Origin of the sequence: Roseomonas sp. HF4 (assembly GCF_005222755.1) — a bacterium.
GTDB lineage: Bacteria > Pseudomonadota > Alphaproteobacteria > Acetobacterales > Acetobacteraceae > Neoroseomonas.
Genome location: NZ_STGD01000010.1, coordinates 134,129 through 154,345 on the forward strand (window position 1 = coordinate 134,129; position 20,217 = coordinate 154,345).

General features: G+C 72.6%; 17 protein-coding genes. 14 read left to right on the forward strand and 3 right to left on the reverse strand.

Annotated elements, in window-relative coordinates; all coding sequences use genetic code 11:
- Nucleotides 1-47 precede the first annotated feature (47 nt).
- The gene (locus E8M80_RS16095) at nt 48-1,466 is read right to left on the reverse strand and encodes an FAD-dependent oxidoreductase (protein ID WP_137126727.1); all 1,419 of its coding nucleotides are present in this window, start codon (nt 1,464-1,466) and stop codon (nt 48-50) included.
- 47 nt (nt 1,467-1,513) lie between these two features.
- Here E8M80_RS16095 and E8M80_RS16100 point away from each other — a divergent pair, with 47 nt between their 5' ends.
- From E8M80_RS16100 to E8M80_RS16130, 7 genes are all read left to right on the forward strand, one after another.
- Nucleotides 1,514-3,280: a hypothetical protein gene (locus tag E8M80_RS16100; RefSeq protein WP_137126728.1), complete on the forward strand. Its 1,767-nt coding sequence runs from the start codon at nt 1,514-1,516 to the stop codon at nt 3,278-3,280.
- 26 nt (nt 3,281-3,306) lie between these two features.
- Entirely contained in the window at nt 3,307-4,476 is a 1,170-nt protein-coding gene (coaBC, locus tag E8M80_RS16105; protein WP_137126729.1) for a bifunctional phosphopantothenoylcysteine decarboxylase/phosphopantothenate--cysteine ligase CoaBC, read from the forward strand.
- On the forward strand, nt 4,473-4,928 hold the full coding sequence (gene dut / locus E8M80_RS16110) for a dUTP diphosphatase (RefSeq protein ID WP_137126730.1): 456 nt from the start codon (nt 4,473-4,475) through the stop codon (nt 4,926-4,928). The genes coaBC and dut overlap by 4 nt, the downstream gene beginning before the upstream one ends.
- 41 nt (nt 4,929-4,969) lie before the next feature.
- Nucleotides 4,970-6,313: a tetratricopeptide repeat protein gene (locus E8M80_RS16115; protein WP_137126731.1), complete on the forward strand. Its 1,344-nt coding sequence runs from the start codon at nt 4,970-4,972 to the stop codon at nt 6,311-6,313.
- Between the two features lie 152 nt (nt 6,314-6,465).
- Complete coding sequence (locus tag E8M80_RS16120; protein WP_137126732.1) at nt 6,466-7,980, forward strand: hypothetical protein; 1,515 nt, start codon at nt 6,466-6,468, stop codon at nt 7,978-7,980.
- A complete protein-coding gene (locus tag E8M80_RS16125; protein WP_137126733.1) occupies nt 7,977-10,142 on the forward strand; it encodes a BadF/BadG/BcrA/BcrD ATPase family protein in 2,166 nt (721 codons plus the stop codon). Before E8M80_RS16120 ends, E8M80_RS16125 begins: the two co-directional genes overlap by 4 nt.
- Nucleotides 10,075-11,295: an acyl-CoA dehydratase activase-related protein gene (locus E8M80_RS16130; RefSeq protein ID WP_137126734.1), complete on the forward strand. Its 1,221-nt coding sequence runs from the start codon at nt 10,075-10,077 to the stop codon at nt 11,293-11,295. Before E8M80_RS16125 ends, E8M80_RS16130 begins: the two co-directional genes overlap by 68 nt.
- Nucleotides 11,296-11,527: 232 nt before the next feature.
- Here E8M80_RS16130 and htpX read toward each other — a convergent pair whose 3' ends face one another.
- Nucleotides 11,528-12,463 (reverse strand): zinc metalloprotease HtpX, encoded by a 936-nt coding sequence (gene htpX / locus E8M80_RS16135; protein WP_137126735.1) that lies wholly within the window; start codon nt 12,461-12,463, stop codon nt 11,528-11,530.
- Between the two features lie 34 nt (nt 12,464-12,497).
- Here htpX and E8M80_RS16140 point away from each other — a divergent pair, with 34 nt between their 5' ends.
- Nucleotides 12,498-12,656 (forward strand): DUF1674 domain-containing protein, encoded by a 159-nt coding sequence (locus E8M80_RS16140; protein ID WP_137126736.1) that lies wholly within the window; start codon nt 12,498-12,500, stop codon nt 12,654-12,656.
- A 185-nt stretch (nt 12,657-12,841) separates the two neighbouring features.
- Here E8M80_RS16140 and E8M80_RS16145 read toward each other — a convergent pair whose 3' ends face one another.
- The gene (locus E8M80_RS16145; RefSeq protein ID WP_137126737.1) at nt 12,842-13,591 is read right to left on the reverse strand and encodes a class I SAM-dependent methyltransferase; all 750 of its coding nucleotides are present in this window, start codon (nt 13,589-13,591) and stop codon (nt 12,842-12,844) included.
- A gap of 43 nt (nt 13,592-13,634) precedes the next feature.
- Here E8M80_RS16145 and mutM point away from each other — a divergent pair, with 43 nt between their 5' ends.
- From mutM to recF, 6 genes are all read left to right on the forward strand, one after another.
- The gene (gene mutM, locus E8M80_RS16150; protein ID WP_137126738.1) at nt 13,635-14,531 is read left to right on the forward strand and encodes a bifunctional DNA-formamidopyrimidine glycosylase/DNA-(apurinic or apyrimidinic site) lyase; all 897 of its coding nucleotides are present in this window, start codon (nt 13,635-13,637) and stop codon (nt 14,529-14,531) included.
- 79 nt (nt 14,532-14,610) lie between these two features.
- On the forward strand, nt 14,611-15,387 hold the full coding sequence (locus E8M80_RS16155; RefSeq protein WP_137126739.1) for an enoyl-CoA hydratase: 777 nt from the start codon (nt 14,611-14,613) through the stop codon (nt 15,385-15,387).
- Nucleotides 15,388-15,523: 136 nt separating this feature from the next.
- The gene (gene rpsT / locus E8M80_RS16160; protein WP_137126740.1) at nt 15,524-15,799 is read left to right on the forward strand and encodes a 30S ribosomal protein S20; all 276 of its coding nucleotides are present in this window, start codon (nt 15,524-15,526) and stop codon (nt 15,797-15,799) included.
- 302 nt (nt 15,800-16,101) lie between these two features.
- Entirely contained in the window at nt 16,102-17,484 is a 1,383-nt protein-coding gene (gene dnaA, locus E8M80_RS16165; protein WP_370287454.1) for a chromosomal replication initiator protein DnaA, read from the forward strand.
- Between the two features lie 316 nt (nt 17,485-17,800).
- Nucleotides 17,801-18,931, forward strand: coding sequence for a DNA polymerase III subunit beta (gene dnaN / locus E8M80_RS16170; protein WP_137126742.1), 1,131 nt, complete (start codon nt 17,801-17,803; stop codon nt 18,929-18,931).
- A 139-nt stretch (nt 18,932-19,070) separates the two neighbouring features.
- Nucleotides 19,071-20,216: a DNA replication/repair protein RecF gene (gene recF / locus E8M80_RS16175; RefSeq protein WP_137126743.1), complete on the forward strand. Its 1,146-nt coding sequence runs from the start codon at nt 19,071-19,073 to the stop codon at nt 20,214-20,216.
- Nucleotide 20,217 lies beyond the last annotated feature (1 nt).

The window sequence follows — 20,217 nt, forward strand, 5'->3', positions numbered from 1 at the left end:
GCGGCCTTTGGTGGGGGAGCGCGAGGGGGCAAGGCCCCCTCGCATGCCTAGGCCACCGCATGCGCGAGGTCGTGCAGATGCGCCCCCTGCCGGCGTAGTGCCGCGCGAATCGCGGCGGGGTCCACCGCGCGCGGCGCGATGCCCGCATCCGCCGCCAGCGCCGCCGCCACGCCCGCCGCCTGCCCGGTCAGCCAGCATTGCGGGATCTCCCGCAGGAAGGAGTGGGAGGTGGCGTCGCAGGCGAGGTGCCGCCCCGGCGCCAGCAGCCCGTCGAGCCGTTCCGGCACCAGCGCGCCATAGGGCACGCTCACATTGGCGAATTTCGGCGCGAGCGATGGCGAGACGCCGATCTCGTCCGCATGCACGCGCCCGTCCCAGGTCTCGCGCGTCACGGCCGAGACGCCGCGCAGGCGCCGCGCGTGACGCACGCCGAGCTGCGGCGCGCTCAGCATCAGCGTCGCGCGCTCGAAGCCCGGCGCGTCGCGGCGATAGATGCGCAGGTGCTCGAGCATCAGGCGGTGGCTGCGGATCTCGACCTCGGTCAGGTCGTCCACCTGCGTCGCGTCATACCCCGCGAGCCGCGGCCCCATGAACAGCGCGACATCGTCCCGCCAGGATGCGAAGGCCTTGTCGAACAGTCCGGCCTCGGCCTTCCCGCGTGCCATGAAGGCGCTGAATTCCGTGGGATTCTCCAGCCGCCACGCCAGGTAGCGCGGCATGTCGACATGCGCGAAGAGCCAGGAGGTGTTGATGCAGTGGTGGATGTCGCGTTCATCCGTGTCGCTGTCGGACGCGGCGCCGGCGCGGGCATAGAGGTCGCCGTCGCCGGTCGCGTCCACGACCACCTTGGCCAGCACGGCGCGGCGGCCCTGCTTGCTCTCGAACACCGCGCCGGCGACGGCGCCGTCCAGCATCACAGGCTCGGCGCCCCAGGCGTGGAACAGCACCTCGGCGCCGGCCTCCAGCACCATCTCGAGCGCGGTCGCCTTCATCCATTCCGGGTCGCAGGTCGGCGAATGGGTGACGATGCCGTGGAAGGCGGCCGAGCGCACCGCCCACCAGGCGGCGGTCGCGGAATCCCGCCCGCCCCAGGCGCCGGGCGGCGGGCCCATCACCGCGTCCTTCGGCAGGCGGTCGAGGTATTCCTCGGCGAAGCCCCGGATCACACGCCGACCGGTCCAGTCCGTCATCCGGTCGATCCAGATGACGAGCCCGCCGGTCGACAGCCCGCCCAGGTGGTTGTGCCGTTCCAGCAGCAGGGTGCGCGCGCCCATCCGTCCAGCCGCGACGGCCGCCGCCGTGCCAGCGGGGCCGCCGCCCACGACCAGCACGTCGCATTCGGCATGCACGGGCACCTCCCGCGCTGCCTCGCGCACCACCTTGCCGGTCGGCGCGCGCCGCGGGCCGCGTGCGGTCGTGAACACCTCCGACTGGAAGATCAGCCGGCCGCCGTCTTTCGGTTCCATGCGGGCACCCTATCGCGGGCCGCGGCGGCGCGGCTAGAACAGCACGCATGAGCGAACCGCCCATGGATGCGCTGCGGGACGGGCTGGCGCGCGGCCTCGCGCGCTATCTGGCACCCGCACGCCTGCCGGACGGCTTCGCCGCCGTCTTCGCCGAGACGCCGCGCGGGGCGGTGTTCGACCTCGGCGCCAATGCCGCGGCGGCCGAGGCGCTGGCGCATCCGCTGCTCGGCGGCGCCGAGGGCGCGGTGGACCTGCTGCTGGCGCTCTCGGCCGGCGGGCGCGCGCCGCGTCGGCTCGGCCCGGCGCGGCTCGCGGTGGAGGACGAGGCGCCGCAGGATCTCCGCCTGGCGACGCCGCACCATCGCTTCCAGGGCAACCTCCACCGCGGCGAGATCCGCCAGTTCCTGCCCGGGGATGACGGTCCGCCGGCACTGCTGCATGGCGGCAACCTGGTGGAATTCACCTGGCGCGGTCGCAAGCACTGCCTCGATGTCGAGGACGCCATCGTCGCCGCCGGCATCGAACCCATCGAAGGCGGCGTGATGCTGGTCCACGAGAGCCGGATCGAGGGGCGCGGCCGCTTCTCCCGCGGCGCGGCGCAGGAGGTGGCGCGGCTGCGCTACACCTACGAGATCCGCGCCGACAGCCCGGCGGTGCGGCTCACCGTCACGCTGACGGCACTGCCCGGCGTCACGCTCGAACGCGTGCGCGTGACCGCCGCCTGCGACGCGATGAGCCCGGGCGGCGGTGTCGACTACGGCACGCTGGTCTTCGGCACGCGCCGCCTGCCGAGCCCAGATGGCGAGAACGTGACGGTCCAGGATGGCCCGGTCGTCGCCTACGGCGCCGCGCAGGACCGCGCTACGGCGCATGCGCTGCGGCTGCTGGTGCGCCCGCTCGGCCCCGCGCCGCTGCTGAGCGTGAAGGCGAGCGGTCCGGCCGAAGGGCGCCTGCATTGGCTGCTGGCGCGCTACGCCGCCGATCGGCTCGGGCCCGGGGAGAGCCTGATGGCGGGCGAGGAAAGGCTGCTGCTGCGCGGCCTGGAGGCGGCGCTGGATGCGCCGCGCGGGGCGGAGGCGAGCACGGCGGCGCCCGCCCCCGCCATCGCGCTGGCGTTGGCGACGCAGGCGCTGCTGGCGCCCGGGGCGCGCGGCGCGGCGCTGCGCGAGGCCGCGTCCTGCGCGCTGGCCGGCTTCGATGCCGCGGGGGCGGCGCCGGCCGACCTCGCGGCGGCGCTGATGGCGACCGAGACGCTGCACCGGGCGACTGGCGAGGCGGCGCCGGGCGGGCAGGCTGGGGCGCTGGTGGACGCGCTGCTCGCGACGCAGCGCGATCCCGGCGTGTTCCGCGAGGCAACGGGCGGCTGCGTGGCGGACCATGCGGGCGCGCTGCTGGCGCTCGCGCGCCACCACGCCCTGGCGCCGGCGCCGCGGGTGGCGGACGCGATCCGGCGCGGCGTCGGGGCGCTGTCGCTCGCGACGCTGGACGGTCCGGTCGATACGCTGGCGCTGCGGGGGGAGGGCAACCCGCCCGCCATCGCGACGGCGGACCTGGCGCGGTTGCTGCGCGCGCTGCGCGCCGTGCAGTCCGTGCGCGCCGCCGGCCCGCTGACGCTACCGGAGGCGGAGGCGCGGCGCCTCGGCTTCCTCGCCACCACCGCGACGGCGCTGCTGCAGGCGCGCATCCGGCCGGAGGGGGAGGCGCTGGTGGTCGCGTCCGGCGCACCTGGCTCGGCGCCGTCCCTGGCGGCGCAGGTGGCGGCGCTGGCCGCCTTCCTGCCGCCCGAGGGCGCGGTACTCCGGGTGGCGGCCTGAGGGCGCGGCGGCTAGTCTCGACACCCATGCGCATCCTGCTGGTCGTCTCGGGTTCGGTCGCCGCCTACAAGGCGCTGGAACTCGTGCGCCTGCTGCGCAGGGACGGTGCCGAGGTCATGGCCGTGTTGACCGCGGGCGGCGCGCGCTTCGTGACCAAGGAGGCGCTGGCCGCGATCACCGGACAGCGCGTGCATGACGACCTCTGGGCGGCGGAGGCGGAGATCGGCCATATCCGCCTCGCGCGCTGGCCAGATCTTGTCGCGGTGGTGCCGGCCTCGGCCGACCTGCTGGCGAAGATGGCGCAGGGGCTGACGGACGACCTCGCGACCTGCGTGCTGCTGGCGACGCGGGCGAAGGTGCTGGTCGCGCCGGCGATGAACCCGGCGATGTGGGAGCATCCGGCGACGCGGGCGAATGTCGCGCTGCTGGCGGCGCGCGGCGTCGTCGTGGCCGGCCCCGACGACGGGCCGATGGCCGAGCCCGAGAGCGGGCCGGGGCGCCTGCTGGAACCGGCCGCGTTGCGCGATGCGATCCGCGCGGCGCTGGCCGCGGGGCCTCTCGCGGGCCGCCACGTGCTGGTCACGAGCGGCCCGACCCACGAGGCGATCGACCCGGTGCGCTACATCGCGAACCGGTCCTCGGGGAAGCAGGGGCATGCGATCGCGGGCGCGCTGGCGGCGCTCGGCGCGCGCGTCACGCTGGTGAGCGGTCCGGTGGCGCAGCCCGACCCGCCCGGCGTGGCGGTGGTGCGCGTCGAGAGCGCGCGCGACATGCTGGCCGCCTGCGAGGCGGCGCTGCCGGCCGATGCGGCCGTCTTCGCCGCCGCGGTGGCGGATTGGCGCGTGGCGCGCGAGGCGTCGCAGAAGATGAAGAAGGTGGCGGGCACGGTGCCGCCGCCGCTCGACCTCGCGCTGAACCCTGACATCCTGGCGACGATCGCGGCGCATGCCGTGCGGCCGCGCCTGGTCGTCGGCTTCGCGGCCGAGACCGAGGAGGTGGTCGCGAATGCCCTCGCCAAGCGGACGAGGAAGGGCTGCGACTGGGTGGTGGCGAACGACGTCTCGGGCGACGTGATGGGGGGCGCGGAGAACGCCGTGCACCTGGTGACCGAGGCGGGCGTGGAGGACTGGCCGCGCATGGCCAAGCAGGAGGTGGCGCGGCGCCTCGCCGCGCGGATCGCGGAGGCGCTGGCATGACCAACCCGATCATCGACGTGGTGCGCCTGCCGCACGCGGAAGGCCTGCCGCTGCCCGCCTATGCCACCGACGGCGCGGCGGGGATGGACCTGCTGGCGGCAGTCATGTCGGCGGTGGTGATCCCGCCGGGCGGGCGCATGCTGGTGCCGACCGGGCTCCGGATCGCGCTGCCGCATGGCTATGAATTGCAGGTGCGGCCGCGCTCGGGCCTCGCGCTCAAGAACGGCATCGTACTGCCGAACAGCCCGGGCACGATCGACGAGGATTATCGCGGCGAGGTCGGCGTCATCCTGCTGAACGCGGGCGACGCACCCTTCACGGTGGAGCGCGGCATGCGGATCGCGCAGGCCGTGGTGGCGCCCGTGGTCCGCGCCGCGTGGCGCGAAGTGGCCGAACTGCCGGAGACGGCGCGCGGGTCGGGCGGCTTCGGCTCCACGGGCACCGGAACCTGAAGCAAGCCCGGGACGAAGGGCGCAACGGAGGAGACGAGCGCATGGCTACCGACGCCCAGGGCCTCACCATGACCGCCGCGTCCGACGCCACGGCGGCAGCCTACGACCATGTGGTCGAGCGTTACCTGAAATACCGCGCCGATGCCGGGCCGCGGCTGAAGGCGCTGCTCGCGCTCGATCCCGAGATGCCGATGGCGCAGGTGCTGCAGGGCGCCTTCGCCATGCTCGCCTACAACGCGGCGATGGTGCCGCGCGCCGCGGCGGCAGCCGAGAAGGCGGCCACGCTTGCCCGCACGGGGCGCGAGCGCGCCCACGCCGCTGCGCTGGCGCGCTGGGCCGCGGGCGACGTCGATGGCGCGCTGGCGGGGTGGGAGGCGATCATGGCCGACCATCCGCACGATGTCCTCGCCGTCCGGCTGCACCATTTCTGCGCCTTCTGGCTCGGCTCGGCCGCGCGGATGCTGCGCGCGGTGAACGCGGTCGGGCCGCACTGGTCCGCCGCCATTCCGGGCTTCGCGAACATCCTCGCCTGCCGTTGCTTCGCCAACGAGGAATGCGGCCACTACGCGGAGGCCGAGGAGGCTGGCCGCGCCGCCGTCGCGCTCGATCCCGAAGACCTCTGGGCGACGCACGGTGTCGCGCACATCATGGAGATGCAGGGCCGGCGCGCGGAAGGCATCGCCTGGCTGAAGGCGCTCGAGCCGCATTTGGACGGTGGCGCGAACCTTGTTCACCACATCTGGTGGCACCGGGCCATGTTCCACCTCGAGCGCGGCGAGCAGGCCGAGGTCCTCAGGCTCTACGACCACGGCTTCCGCGACCTCGGCAGCCCGCTGACCCAGGCCATGCCCGACCTCTATGTCGATGTGCAGAACGCGGCGTCCATGCTGTTCCGCCTCGGCCGCCACGGGGTGGATGTCGGCGATCGCTGGTCGGAGATCGCCGACAAGGCCGAGGCGCGGATCGGCGACTGCCTGTCCACCTTCACCCTGCCGCACTGGATGATGGCGCTGACCGCGACCGGCCGCTTCCAGGCGGCGGCGCGGATGCTGGACGCGATGCACGATGCGGCGAAGCAGCCGGGCACCGTCGCGCCCATCCTGCGCGATGCCGCCATCCCGGTCTGCGAGGCGGTGCTGGCCCATGCGCAGGGCGACCATGCGCGTGCCGTCGCCGCCATGCGCCCCGCGATCGGCGTGATGCACCGCATGGGCGGCAGCCACGCGCAGCAGGACGTGCTGGAGCAGTTGTTCCTGGACGCCGCGCTGGCCGCGGGGGCGGAGGAGGATGCGCGGATGCTGCTCGAACGCGTGGCCGGCCGCCACCCCGTGCCGCCCGAGCGCCGCGTCGGCTATGCGGAGGCCGCGCGCGCCGTCCGGCATTGAACGCGCGGGGCGTGCCGCGCAGCATGGCGCCGTAACGAGCGGATCGCGCGTCCATTCGATTGACGCAGGTCAATGTCCTGGGGCTGCCGCTTCCGCCATCAATCCGTCACGGACGGACCGGGCCCGGGGGCCGCCGCAGGAAACGCGGTATCATGAACGACATCTCCAGCCGTCACTGGCGCCCGCGGCGCCCCGCCCCTCTCGGGGTGGCGGAAGCGCGCCGGGCCGAATTCCTGTTCGGTGACCTGCACTGGCGGGCGGAGCGCCTCGTGGAGGCCGCCTTCGCCAGCGAAGGCCTCCACGCCCGCGCCCTGCCGACCGCGACGCGGCAGGACCTGATGACGGGGCGTGAACTCGCCGATATCGGCCAGTGCTGCCCGACCTCCTTCACCACCGGCAATCTCGCGAACTTCCTCCGCGGGGAGGCGGAGCGCATCGGCGCCGACGCCGTGCGCGACCGCTACGTCTTCCTCTCGGTCGGGTCCTGCGGCGCGTGCCGCTTCGGCCAGTACCACCAGAGCTACGAACTCGCCCTGCGCAACCTCGGCCTCGATGGGTTCCGGATGCTGCTGCTGGCGCAGGACCGGGTCGACCAGTCGGCGGGAGAGGATGCGTTCCACCTGCCCCTGTCCCTGGTGCTCGGCGCGCTCTGGGGCGTCCTCTGCGCCGAGGTCGTGCAAGGGCTCGAATACCGGACGCGGCCCTACGAGGTCGTCCCCGGCGCCACCAACCGCGCCGTGCGGGAGAGCATCGACCTGCTCGCCGAGGCCTTCCGCAACCGTCCGCGGCGCGGCCGGAAATGGGGCAGCCTGCTCTGGCATGTCGCGACGCCCTACTTCCTGGACGCGCTGCGACAGGCACGGGCCCGCTTCGACGCGGTCGAGGTGGACCGGCTGCGGCCCCGCCCCGTGGTCATGATCACCGGCGAATTCTACCTCCACACGGTAGAGGGCGAGCCCAACTACAACATGCATCGCTGGCTCGAGGCGGAAGGGGCGGAGGTCCATCCCGCCTCGATCGCCGTCTGGATCGACTACCTGATCCGCTTCGCGATCCAGGAGGCCGAGGACCGCCGCGCCGCCCTGCCCCGCGCCGGGCTCAGGATCGCCGCCGCGCGCGGCCTGCAGCGGCTGCTGCGCTTCAGCTTCGACCGCATGCGGCGCGCCCTGAACGACGTCCCGCATGGGATGCCGCGGCAGGAGGAGATCCGACGCCTCGCCGCGCCCTATTTCCACCACCGCATGTCGGGCGGCGAGGGCGACATGCTGATCGGCAAGGCGATCTGGGCGCACCGGCACCGCCACGCGCACATGGTGTGCGAATTGTCGCCCTATGCCTGCATGCCGAACACGATGAGCATCGGCGCCATGGCGCGCGTGCTGGGCGACCATCCGGACATGCTCTACGCGCCGATCGAGGTGAAGGGCGACGCCGAGGTGCACGCCCTCTCCCGCTGCCAGATGATCCTGACCGAGGCGAAGAAGCGCGCCGCGGCCGAATTCGATCAGGCGCTGGCCGAGAGCGGCCTGACGCTGGAGGAGGCCCGCGCCCGCGTCGCGGAGGACCCGGCGCTGCGCCGCGCCACCTGGCGGGTGCCGCATCTCGGCCGCGCCGGCGCCGGGGCCAACCTGCTGCTGCATCTCGCGGGACGGAGGGAAGGCGCATGAGGATCGTCGGTCTCGATGTCGGCTCCACCACCGTCAAGGCGGTGCTGCAGGAGAACGGCGCGGTGCGCTGGCGCGACTACCAGCGCCACAACACGCACCAGGCGGAGAAGGTGCTCGAATTCCTCGCCCGCATGGAGGCGGAATGGCGGCTCGAGCCCGGTCGCGACCGCGTGGTCCTCACCGGCTCCGGCGCCGGGCTGATCGCGCCGCTGGTCGGCGGGCGCCTGGTGCAGGAGGTGGTCGCCGTCGCCGCCGCCGTCGAGCACCTGCACCCCGCCGTGCGCTTCGTCTCCGAGATCGGCGGCGAGGACATGAAGACGATCTTCTTCACCGCCACCGAGGCCGGCCGCGGCAAGCAGATCTACATGCAGGCTGCCTGCAGCGGCGGCACCGGCACGTTCATCGAGAAGACCGCGCGCAAGCTCCGGATCGCGCCCGAGGCGCTGCAGGCCATGTCCTATGCCGGCCGCACGCTGCACAAGATCAGTTCCAAATGCGGCATCTTCGCCGAGACGGACGCCAACAGCCTGCTGAAGAGCGGCGTGCCGGTGGAGGAGATCGTCGCGAGCCTCTACGAGGCCGTGGTCTACCAGAACCTCGCGACGCTGACGAAGGGCAACACCCCGATGCCGGAGGTGCTGCTGCTCGGCGGGCCGAACTGCTTCTTCCGCGGGCTGCAGGAGGCCTGGCGCCAGCATCTCGGCCTGCTCTGGGCCGAGCGCGGCGTCGCCCTTCCCGCCGGCGCCACGCCCGAGACGCTGATCACCGTGCCGCAGGACGGGCTCTACTACGGCGCGCTCGGCTGCGTGCAGGTCGCGCTGGGCGAGGCGGCGGAGGGCGCCGGCACCTATGCCGGGCGCGAGCGCCTGGCCTGGTGGGTGGCCGAAGGCCAGCACGAGGCGAAGGCGAAGGAGGGCGGCGCGGCGCTCGGCGGCGATGCGGCGGCGCTCGCCGCCTTCCGCGCGCGCTACGGCACGATCCAGGCGCCGCGGCCCGCGCGCCGGGCCGCACATGACGGGCCGGTGCTGCTCGGCAGCGATTTCGGCAGCACCACGGCCAAGGCGGTGGCGCTCTCGACCGAGGGGGAGGTGCTGCACACGGCCTATGCGCCCTCCCGCGGCAACCCGATCGAGGACGCCAAGGCGCTGCTCCGCGAGGTCCGGCAGGCCGGCTTCACGAAGATCGGCGGGCTGGCGCTGACCGGCTACGGCAAGGACCTGCTGCGCGGCATCCTCGGCGCGGACGAGGCCGTGGTCGAGACCGTCGCGCATGCGCGCGCCGCCATCGAGGTGTTCCCGGATGCGGAAGTGATCTGCGACGTCGGCGGCACCGACGTGAAGATCATGATGCTGCGCCAGGGGACGGTCGCGGATTTCCGGCTGAACTCGCAATGCTCCTCGGGCAACGGGGCCTTCCTGCAGGGCGTTGCCGAACGCTACGGCATCGCGCTCGAGGAATATGCGGACAAGGCCTTCGCGGCGCGCGCCATGCCGGCGCTGGCGATGGGCTGCGGCGTCTTCCTGCAGTCGGACATCGTGAACCAGCAGCGCAAGGGCTGGGCGGCGGAGGAGATCATGGCCGCGCTGGCCGCCGTGCTGCCGCAGAATGTCTGGATCTATGCCGGCCAGCTCAACAACCTGCGCGCGGCGGGGCGACGCTTCGTGCTGCAGGGCGGCACGCACCGCAACCTCGCGGTTGTGAAGGCGCAGGTGGACTTCATCACCGCCCGCGTGCCGGACGCCGAGATCCGCGTCCACCCCCATGCCGGGGAAGCGGGCGCGCTCGGCGCCGCGCTGACGCTGCGCGACGCCTGGCATCCCGGCCTGCGGTCGCGCTTCCGCGGCTTTGACGCGGTGGAGGCGCTCGACTACCGCGCGACCACCACGGAGGACACCGTCTGCCGCTGGTGCACCGTGAACTGCAAGCGCAGCTTCATCGACGTGCGCCTGCCGGGCGCGGCGGGGCGGCCCTGGAGCAAGGTGCCGCTCGACCCCGGATGGGAGCGCGTGATCGCCGGCAATTCCTGTCCCAAGGGCCTGCTCGAGGACGCCAACGAGATGCGTGCCGTCAAGGCCGCGATGGAGGAGAGCCAGGGTGCCTCACCGAACCTGGGCGCGGTGGTTCGCGACGAAGCCTTCCGCGCCGTCGGCCTCGCCGGCTGAACGCGAGGCGCGCGGGAAGCTGCGCATCGGCATCCCGCGCATCCTGAACCTGTGGTCGACCCACCGCTTCTGGCTGGGCTTCTTCGACGCGCTCGGCGTACCGCCGCAGCGCCTTGTCTTCTCCTCCGACACGTCTGAGGAGCAGTTCCGCGAGCATGGCCGCGGCCGCGGCACGGTCGATTGCTGCTGGCCGGTGAAATGCGCCGCCGCGCATTTCGGCGAGCTGATGTTCGGCCTGAAGCGCAAGGTCGACGTGCTCTTCGTGCCGCTGATCTACTCGCTGCCCTCGGTGCTGCGCGGGCACGCGGTCGATTCGCTCGCCTGCCCGCGCGTCATGGCCGGGCCGGAGATGGCGCGGGCCGGCTTCCTGCGGGAGAAGGACCTCTTTGCCGAGGCCGGCATCCGCTACGTCGCGCCCTTCGTCACCTTCGCCGAGCCCGCGCTGCTGCCGCGCCAGCTGCACGAGGCGCTGGAGGGCATGCTGCCGGGCCTCACCCCGGCGGAGACCGAGGCGGCCGTCGCCGCCGGGCTCGCCGCACTGGAACGCTTCGATGCCGGGCTGCGCAGGCGCAGCCGCGAGGTGCTGGCCCGCGCCGCCGCCGCCGACAGCCCGGTCATCCTGGTGCTCGCCCGCCCCTACCACATGGATCCGGGCATCGGGCACGAGATCGAGAACGACCTGCAGGCGCGCGGCTATCCCATCCTCTGGGGCCAGCACCTGCCGACCGACGCCGACCTCATGGACTGGCTGTTCGGGGAGGAGGTCGCGGCCGGGCTCGTCCGCTCGCCCTTCGACATCTCGGATGTCTGGCCGTCCTCCTACAGCGCCAACACCAACGAGATCCTTTGGGGCGCCAAGGTCGCGGCGCGGCTGCCCTGGATCACCGGCGTGGTCCGGCTGACCAGCTACGAGTGCGGCATGGACCAGCCGACCTTCACGCCGGTGCAGGGCATCGTCGAGCACTCCGGCACGCTGTTCTTCTCCTTCCAGGAGTTGGATGCGACGAAGCCGGCGGGGTCGGTGAAGATCCGGGTGGAGACGATCGCGCACTACCTCGAGCGCGCCTCGCCCGGGATCATCGCGCGCAAGCGCGCGCTGCTGCCCGCCGCCTGCCCGCTGACACCGGCAACGGCGCAGCCGGCCGAGCTCTGACGCGGGGGGCTCGGCCGCGCCGGTTCTCCTGCGGATGCGGCGCGCCGACGATGCGAGGCGAGGCCAACCCGCCGTCGATCACGTGCGGATGGCCAGGATCCCATCGGCGCGGGCGATGCACGGGCTGTCGGCCAGGTGCTGCGAGCACCGCATCAGGGACCGCCCGTAGGTCGCGCATGCGCACGGCCTCGGGCGTGCCGGCAGAGCGGCGTGACCGGGCCTGGGCGGCGCCTCAGCCCCAGGGGTTGCGCCTGCGCCCCGCGCCCCAGGGGCCCGGCGCCGCCGCGGGCGCCGACAGGCCGCCGCCGCCCTGGCCCATCCGCGCCGCCAGCGCCTCCAGCGCCGCCACCCGGTTCTGCGTGCGGGGATGGGTCGAGAACAGGTTGTCCATCCGCGCCCCGCTCAACGGATTGACGATGAACATGTGCGCGGTGGCCGGGGTCGCCTCCGCGCCGTGGTTCTGGATGGCATGGGCGTAGTGGTCCAGCCGCTGCAGCGCCGAGGCGAGGCCGAGCGGGTCGCCCGCGATCTCCGCGCCGACACGGTCGGCCTCGTATTCGCGGGACCGGCTGATCGCCATCTGCACGATGGCGGCCGCGATGGGCGCCAGCACCAGCATCAGGATCATGCCGATCGGCCCGAAGGGGCTCTGGTTCCGGTCGCGGTTCATGGAGCCGAAGATCATGCCGAAATTGGCCAGCATGGAGATCGCGCCCGCGACCGTCGCCGTGACCGTCATGATCAGCGTGTCGCGGTTGCGAATATGCGCGAGCTCATGGGCGATGACGCCGGCGACCTCGCGCTCGCTCATCAGGTCGAGCAGGCCGGAATTGACGGCGACCGCGGCATTGGACGGGCTGCGGCCGGTCGCGAAGGCATTCGGCTGCTCCTCGTGGATGACATAGAGGGCGGGCATGGGTAGCCCGGCGCGCGCGGCCAGCTGCTCGGTCATCTGATAGAGGCGTGGCGCATCGCCGGGCCCGATCGGCTGCGCGTTGTGCATGCGCAGCACGATCCGGTCCGAATTCCACCAGGCGAAGAGGTTCATCCCCGCCGCGACCAGCAGCGCGATCACCATCCCCTGCTGCCCGGCGATCATGAAGCCGAGCCCGCCGAAGACCGCCGTCAGTGCCGCGAGCAACACCAGCGTCCGCACGTAGCCGCCCATGGGCATCCTCCGAGGAAGCACCTACATATGGGGCATGACCGATACGACGGACAATGATCAGAAGGCCGCGCCCCTGCCCGAGCCGAAGCCGGCGCCCGCACCCGTGCTGCCGAAGGAGATCGGCGGGCCGAAGGGGCCAGAGCCGACCAGGTACGGGGACTGGGAGCGGAAGGGGCGCGTCAGCGACTTCTGAGGCGGGGCGGGGTCCTTGGCCGGGCCGGCCGCCGGAAAAGGGCAGGCAATCCTACCCGTGACGGGTGCCGCGGCATGTCCTGCCGCCGTCTGGCATGCTGCGACCCGAAACAGGCCGGGGGAGACGTTCCCTTCTTCCCCGATCTTCCTTGCCCGTCAGCGGGTTGCCCCCTCAGTGGGCCCTCATCAGAGCCGCCAGCCGGTATGGATCGCCACGATCCCGCCCGACAGGTTGCGGAACCCGACCCGCTCCATTCCCGCCTTGCGCATCATGCCGGCCAGCGTCTCCTGGTCGGGGAACATGCGGATGCTCTCGGCCAGGTATTCGTAGGAGTCCCGGTCCTTCGCCACGCGCGCGCCGATCGCCGGCAGGGCGCGGAAGGACCACGCGTCATAGAGCGGCACCAGCGCCGCGACCTCGAGCCGCGAGAATTCCAGGCAATGGAAGCGCCCGCCCGGGCGCAGCACGCGCCGCGCCTCCCGCAGTACCGCGTCCTTGTCGGTGCAGTTGCGCAGGCCGAAGGCGATCGAGACCTTCTCAACGCTGCGGTCGGGCAGCGGGATGTGCTCGGCGTCGACCACCATGAAGTCGAGGCCCTCGGCCAGGCCGCGGTCGAGCGCTCGCTTCTGCGCCACCTCCAGCATCGCCGGGTTGACGTCGGTCAGGATGACGCGGCCCGCGCCGCGTTCGCGGGCCAGGAAGGCGATGTCGCCCGTCCCGCCCGCCAGGTCGAGCAGCGTCTCGCGCGCCGAGCAGCCGATCGCGTTGACGAAGATGCGCTTCCAGACCCGATGGATGCCGAGCGACATCAGGTCGTTCATCACGTCGTAGCGCGGGGCCACGCTTTCGAAGACATCGCGCACCATCGACGCCTTCTCGGCGCGGGGCACGGTGCGGAAGCCGAAATCGGCGCTGGGCTCGGGGCTGTCGCTCATCGTGCCGGCAACATAGCGTGGCCGCGCGGATTGGGGAGGGACCATGCCCGAATTGCCGGAAGTGGAGACCGTGATGCGCGGCCTGGCCGCCGTGCTGGTCGGCCGGCGCATCGCCGAGGCGGAGCTGCGCCGGCCGGACCTGCGCTTCCCCTGCCCGCCGGACCTGGCGCGCAGGCTGGAGGGGCGGCGCGTGCTCTGCTTCCGCCGGCGGGCGAAGTTCATGCTGATGCGCCTCGAAGGGGGCGAGAGCCTGCTGATCCACCTCGGCATGTCGGGCCGGATGGTGGCGCGGCGGCTGGGGGAGGCCGCGGCGCCGCGGCTCGGCCCGCAGGGCGCGGCCTCCGACGCGCGCGGCCACAACGCGCCGCCGGAGGCGCATGAGCACCTGGTGCTTGTCACCGAGGATGGCTGGCGCATCGGCTTCGTGGACCCGCGTCGCTTCGGCAGCCTCGACCTGGTGCCGACCGCGACGGAGGATTCGCACCGCTTCCTGGCGGGCCTCGGGCCGGAGCCGCTCGAGCCCGGCTTCACGCCCGGGGTGCTGTCGGCAGCGCTGGCGGGCAAGCGCACCCCGATCAAGGCGGCGCTGCTCGACCAGGGGGTCGTGGCCGGGCTCGGCAACATCTACGTGTGCGAGGCGCTGTACCGTGCCGGCATCTCGCCGCGGCGGCTCGCCCATACCGTGGCCGGCGCGCGGGCGGCGCGCCTGGTGCCCGCGATCAAGGCCGTCCTGGCCGAGAGCATCGGCGCGGGCGGGTCGTCGCTGCGCGACTACGTCCGCGCGGACGGGGAGGTCGGCCGCTTCCAGGACACCTTCGCCGTCTACGGGCGGGAGGGCGAGCCCTGCCCCGCCTGCCCCGGCGTGCCCCCCTGCGCGGGCATCCGCCGCATCGTCCAGGCGGGGCGATCCACCTTCTTCTGCCCGCGGCGGCAGCGCTGATCCGGGGCGGGCGGGCGTTGAGGCGCCGGCCCCGCTGCGCTACAGCCCCGGGCACAGCCAATGGCGAGGAACGCGGCCCATGCCCCATGAGATGATCCTGACGGAGACCCAAGGCGCAGTCGCCGTCATCCGGCTGAACCGCCCGCAGGCGCTGAACGCGCTCTGCGACCAGCTGATGGGCGAACTCGGCCAGGCGCTACGCGACTACGACGCCGACCCTGCCATCGCCGCCATCGTGATCACGGGCAGCGAGCGCGCCTTCGCCGCCGGCGCCGACATCAAGGAGATGAAGGACCGCACCTTCCCCGCCGTCTACCTCAACGACTTCATCGCGGCGCGCTGGGAGACCGTGCTCGAGATCCGGAAGCCGGTGATCGCCGCGGTGGCGGGCTTCGCGCTGGGTGGCGGCTGCGAGCTCGCGATGATGTGCGACCTCATCATCGCCGCCGACACCGCGAAGTTCGGCCAGCCGGAGATCAACCTCGGCATCATTCCGGGGGCGGGCGGCACGCAGCGCCTGACGCGCGCGATCGGCAAGTCCAAGGCGATGGAGATGATCCTGACCGGCCGCATGATGGACGCGGCCGAGGCCGAGCGCGCCAACCTGGTCTGCCGCGTGGTGCCGGCCGCGGACCTCGTCGCCGAGGCCGTGAAGATCGGCGCGAAGATCGCGAGCCTGTCGGCGCCGTCCGTCGCCATGGCGAAGGATGCCGTCAACGCCGCCTTCGAAAGCACCCTGACCGAAGGCGTGCGGACCGAGCGGCGGCTCTTCCTCAGCCTGTTCGCGACCGACGACCAGACCGAGGGCATGGCCGCCTTCGCCGAGAAGCGGAAGCCCGCCTTCCGCAACCGGTGACCCTACGTTTCATGGATCGCGCTGCGCGCTTCGGCTTGACGTGCCGAGGCGCGGCGCTCTAGAAACCCGCCTTCGTCGCGGCCGGGCCCGCCCGCCGCGGCCAGCCACCATCATCTGAAGTTGAACCGGAAGCCCCATGGCGAACACCGCGTCCGCGCAGAAGCGCATCCGCCAGAACGTGAAGCGCACCGCGCGCAACAAGGCGCGCAAGTCGCGCGTGCGCACCTACGTCCGCAAGCTGGAGGAGGCGATCGCGTCCGGCAGCAAGGAGGCCGCGCAGGCCGCCTTCCGCGACGCGCAGCCCGAGCTGCAGCGCGCCGCGACCAAGGGCACGCTGCATGCGAACACCGTTGCGCGGAAGGTGTCGCGCCTTTCGGCGCGCGTGAAGTCCATGGGCGCTCCGCAGGCCTGACAACGGCGCCGCCGAGGCGGCACTGATCAAGACATTTCGAGTACGATGCACCGGCGTGGCACGGAAGGTTATCCGTGCGCGCCATCATCGTGCTGTCGTGAACGTATGTCGTTAAAATCAGTCCACATGTTTCATCCTTGCGGCCCGGGTCGGCAAGGTTAGTCTCGGGGAACAGGGGCACAATTTCGGATCGTCGCGCGGCATGACGCGGTGAACACCGGACAGGGCAGGCAAGAGTGAGATCGCAGGGGGGCTCGATGGAGAAGCAAGCCGCATCCGGTTCCGCGCCTTCCCCCTCCTCGATGGGAGAAGCCTGGGCGCGTATCCGCGGGCGGCTGCGCGAGGAAGTCGGCGAGGCCGAGTACCGAACCTGGCTCCGGCAGATGACCCTGGCCGGCATCGACGGCGACGAGGCCGTGGTGGTGCTGCCGACACGCTTCCTCCGCGACTGGGTGCGCAGCCACTACGGCGACCGGCTGCGCGCGCTGTGGCAGCAGGAGAATGCCGCGGTGCGCCGCGTCGACGTGCGCGTCGGCGCCGAGCGCCCGACCGCGGAACCCGCCACGCCGGGCGAGGCCGCGCCCCGCCGCGACGCGCTGACGGAACCCCTCGCCGCGCGGAGCAACGGCGCCGCGCGTGCGCAGGAGCCGCGCGGCGACTGGTCCGCGCCGCTCGACCCACGCTTCACCTTCGACACCTTCGTCGTCGGCAAGCCGAACGAATTCGCCCATGCCTGCGCCCGGCGCGTCGCCGAGAAGCCGGCGAGCCCGGGCTTCAACCCGCTGTTCCTCTATGGCGGCGTGGGCCTCGGCAAGACGCACCTGATGCACGCGATCGCCTGGGCGATCCGCGGTGGCGAGGGGCAGCGCAACGTCGCCTACATGAGCGCCGAGAAGTTCATGTACCGCTTCATCGCGGCGCTGCGCAGCCAGTCCACGATGGAGTTCAAGGAGAGCCTGCGCTCCGTCGACGTGCTGATGGTCGACGACCTGCAGTTCCTCATCGGCAAGGACAACACGCAGGAGGAATTCTTCCACACCTTCAATGCGCTGGTCGATGCCGGCAAGCAGATCGTGGTCAGCGCCGACAAGTCGCCCTCCGACCTCAACGGGCTCGAGGACCGGCTGCGCACGCGGCTCGGCTGCGGCATGGTGGCCGACATCCACGCCACGACCTACGAACTCCGCCTGTCGATCCTGCAGGCCAAGGCGACTGCGGCCGCGGTCGAGGTGCCGAAGGGCGTGAACGAGTTCCTCGCGCACAAGATCACGTCCAACGTGCGGGAGCTGGAAGGCGCGCTGAACCGGCTGATCGCGCATGCCAACCTGTTCGGCCGCGCGGTGACGCTCGATGGCGCGCAGGAAGTGCTGCACGACATCCTCCGCGCGCATGACCGCCGCGTCACGATCGAGGAGATCCAGCGCAAGGTCGCCGAGCACTACAACATCCGCCTGACCGACATGAGCAGCGCGCGGCGCGCGCGCGCGGTGGCGCGGCCGCGCCAGGTGGCGATGTACCTCGCCAAGCAGCTCACCTCCCGCTCCCTGCCCGAGATCGGCCGGCGCTTCGGCAACCGCGACCACACCACGGTCATGCACGCCGTCTCCCGCATCAACGAACTGATGCAGGCCGACAGCGCCTTCGCCGAGGACGTGGAGTTGCTGCGCCGGATGCTCGAGAACTGATTTCAGCCCCTCGGTCGGCTGGCGCCGGCCGTCCGGCCGGCTTGCCTTTGCGGCGGGTACTGGCGCGCCAGGCGTAGGGGATAGGTTGGGAGCGGTCGCGCCGTGCGCTGCCGGATCGCGGATGGCCGCGATCCGATGGCGTGCTTTGGCCCCGTTTCCTGCCTTTCCCCCCCGGAATCGCGCTGATATGTTGCGCGCCCCTCGGCAGGGCGCCGCGCGGGCCGATTCGCGCTGCCGGCCAGCCGGGGACCAGGGGGACACAGGCGGGCCGGCACACCCCGTGCGGGCCGCCCAGCAATCGGGGCGTCGGGCTGCGATGAAGTTCACGGTGGACAGGGCGGTGCTGCTGAAGGCGCTGGCGCACGTGCAAAGCGTGGTCGAGCGCCGGAACACCATTCCCATCCTCGCCAACGTCCTGATCGACGCCCGGACCGAGGGCAGCCTGACGCTGACCGCGACCGACATGGAGATCGCGGTGGTCGAGGAAGTGGCGGGCGTCACGGTCGGGCGCGGCGGGCGCACGACGGCGCCGGCGGCCACGCTTTACGAGATCGTCCGCAAGCTGCCCGAGGGCGCGCGGATCGAGCTTGACCACGGCGGCGGGGACGGGCCGCTCGCGCTGCGCGCGGGCAAGTTCAACACTTCGCTCTCGGTTCTGCCGGTGGACGACTTCCCGTCCATGACCGAAGGCAAGATGCCGACGAAGTTCGCGCTGAAGGCTGGCGTGCTGCGCGACCTGATCGACCGCACGCGCTTCGCCATCAGCACCGAGGAGACGCGCTACTACCTCAACGGCATCTACCTCCATGCCGCGGAATCCGACGGCGCGCCTGTGCTGCGCGCGGTGGCCACCGACGGCCACCGGCTGGCCCGCGTCGAGGAACCGCTGCCCGAGGGCGCAGCGGGCATGCCGGGCGTGATCGTGCCGCGCAAGACGGTGAACGAACTGCGCAAGCTCGCCGAGGAATGGCAGGACGAGATCGCCATCCACCTGTCCGACACCAAGGTGCGCTTCGACCTCGGCCCGGTGCGGCTCACCTCCAAGCTGATCGACGGCACCTTCCCGGAATACGAGCGCGTCATCCCGCGCGGCAACGACAAGAAGCTGACCGTGCCCAAGAAGGAATTCGAGGATGCCGTCGCGCGCGTCGCCGCGATCTCCTCCGAACGCTCGCGGCCGGTGAAGCTCTCGATCTCGCGCAACAACCTGCTGCTCTCGGCCGCCAGCCCCGAGCAGGGCCAGGCACAGGAAGAACTCGACGGCGACATCGTCTCCTATGAGAACGGCCCGCTCGAGATCGGCTTCCAGGCGCGCTACCTGACCGACATCACGGCGCAGATCGGGGAAAAGGTGGAGTTCCTGTTCTCCGACGGCGCGGCGCCCACCATCGTCAAGGACGAGGCGAAGCCCGAGGCGCTGTATGTCCTGATGCCGATGCGGGTGTGAAGGAAGGTCGGGGGGAGGGAACTCCCCCCGATCCCCCCTCCTTCTTTGGTTTTCCGTGCCCGGACGCAGGACGGGCGCCCTGACAGAAAAGGGAGGGGGTCGGGGGAGGTTCTCCTCCCCGGATCTGCTTCATCACCGCGTGCTCCGCCTCACCCGCCTCCGCCTGACCGACTTCCGCTCCTGGCCCACGCTCGACGCGGGGTTCGGCGCGCCCGTCGTCGCGATCGCGGGGGAGAACGGCGCGGGCAAGACCAACCTGCTGGAGGCGATCTCGCTGCTCGCCCCCGGCCGGGGCCTGCGCGGGGCCCGCATGGGCGAACTCGGCCGGCGGGATGACGGCGCCGCGCGGCCCTGGGCCGTCGCCGGCCGCTTCGCCTCCCCGGCCGGCACCTTCGACATCGGCACCGGCGCCGACCCGGACGGCGCCTCCGACCGCCGGGTCTTCCGCCTCGACGGCCAGCCGGTGCGCGCCCAGGCGGATCTGGCGGAACGCGTCGCCGTGGTCTGGCTGACGCCGCAGATGGACCGGCTGTTCCAGGAAGGGGCGTCGGGCCGCCGCCGCTTCCTCGACCGGCTGGCCTGGGCGCTGGAGCCCGGCCATGCGCGGGAAGTCGCCGCGCATGACAACGCCATGGCGCAGCGCAACCGGCTGCTGGCCGAGGGCCGCGGTGACGCGCGCTGGCTGGCCGGGCTCGAGGACGCGATGGCCCGCCATGCGGTCGCGGCCACCGCCGCGCGTCGGGCGCTGGCGCTGCGGCTCAATGCCGTGATGGCAGCCGGCACCGCGACGGGCGCCTTCCCGGCGGCGCGGATGGACCTGCTCTGCCCGATCGCGGCAGCGCTGGAGGGCCAGCCGGCGCTGGCGGTGGAGGACGGGCTGCGCGCCGCGCTCGCGGCCGACCGGCGGCGCGACGCGGCGGCCGGGGGTGCCGCGCGCGGCGCCCACCGGGCCGACATGGGCCTGACCCACCTGCCCAAGGACCAGCCGGCGGCCATGTGCTCGACCGGGGAGCAGAAGGCGCTGCTGATCTCGGTCGTGCTGGCCCATGCCGCCCTGATCGCCGAGGCCCGCGGCTTCGCCCCCCTTCTGCTGCTGGACGAGGTCGCCGCTCATCTCGACCAGGCGCGGCGGGAGGCACTGTTCGAGGCCCTGGCAGCCCTGCCGGCGCAGTCCTTCCTGACCGGCACGGATGCCGAGGTCTTCCGCCCGCTCGCGGGCCTTGCGGACCGGTTCCGGGCCGCCCCGGGAATCCTCGCCCCGGAGGGCGAAAGCGGGTCGCCCTGAG

Bases quoted from the DNA above. Each gene is read 5' to 3' on its own strand.
- E8M80_RS16095 (WP_137126727.1), bottom strand. From the start codon at position 1,466: ATGGAACCGAAAGACGGCGGCCGGCTGATCTTCCAGTCGGAGGTGTTC.
- E8M80_RS16100 (WP_137126728.1), top strand. From the start codon at position 1,514: ATGAGCGAACCGCCCATGGATGCGCTGCGGGACGGGCTGGCGCGCGGC.
- coaBC (WP_137126729.1), top strand. From the start codon at position 3,307: ATGCGCATCCTGCTGGTCGTCTCGGGTTCGGTCGCCGCCTACAAGGCG.
- dut (WP_137126730.1), top strand. From the start codon at position 4,473: ATGACCAACCCGATCATCGACGTGGTGCGCCTGCCGCACGCGGAAGGC.
- E8M80_RS16115 (WP_137126731.1), top strand. From the start codon at position 4,970: ATGGCTACCGACGCCCAGGGCCTCACCATGACCGCCGCGTCCGACGCC.
- E8M80_RS16120 (WP_137126732.1), top strand. From the start codon at position 6,466: ATGAACGACATCTCCAGCCGTCACTGGCGCCCGCGGCGCCCCGCCCCT.
- E8M80_RS16125 (WP_137126733.1), top strand. From the start codon at position 7,977: ATGAGGATCGTCGGTCTCGATGTCGGCTCCACCACCGTCAAGGCGGTG.
- htpX (WP_137126735.1), bottom strand. From the start codon at position 12,463: ATGGGCGGCTACGTGCGGACGCTGGTGTTGCTCGCGGCACTGACGGCG.
- E8M80_RS16140 (WP_137126736.1), top strand. From the start codon at position 12,498: ATGACCGATACGACGGACAATGATCAGAAGGCCGCGCCCCTGCCCGAG.
- E8M80_RS16145 (WP_137126737.1), bottom strand. From the start codon at position 13,591: ATGAGCGACAGCCCCGAGCCCAGCGCCGATTTCGGCTTCCGCACCGTG.
- mutM (WP_137126738.1), top strand. From the start codon at position 13,635: ATGCCCGAATTGCCGGAAGTGGAGACCGTGATGCGCGGCCTGGCCGCC.
- E8M80_RS16155 (WP_137126739.1), top strand. From the start codon at position 14,611: ATGCCCCATGAGATGATCCTGACGGAGACCCAAGGCGCAGTCGCCGTC.
- rpsT (WP_137126740.1), top strand. From the start codon at position 15,524: ATGGCGAACACCGCGTCCGCGCAGAAGCGCATCCGCCAGAACGTGAAG.
- dnaA (WP_370287454.1), top strand. From the start codon at position 16,102: ATGGGAGAAGCCTGGGCGCGTATCCGCGGGCGGCTGCGCGAGGAAGTC.
- dnaN (WP_137126742.1), top strand. From the start codon at position 17,801: ATGAAGTTCACGGTGGACAGGGCGGTGCTGCTGAAGGCGCTGGCGCAC.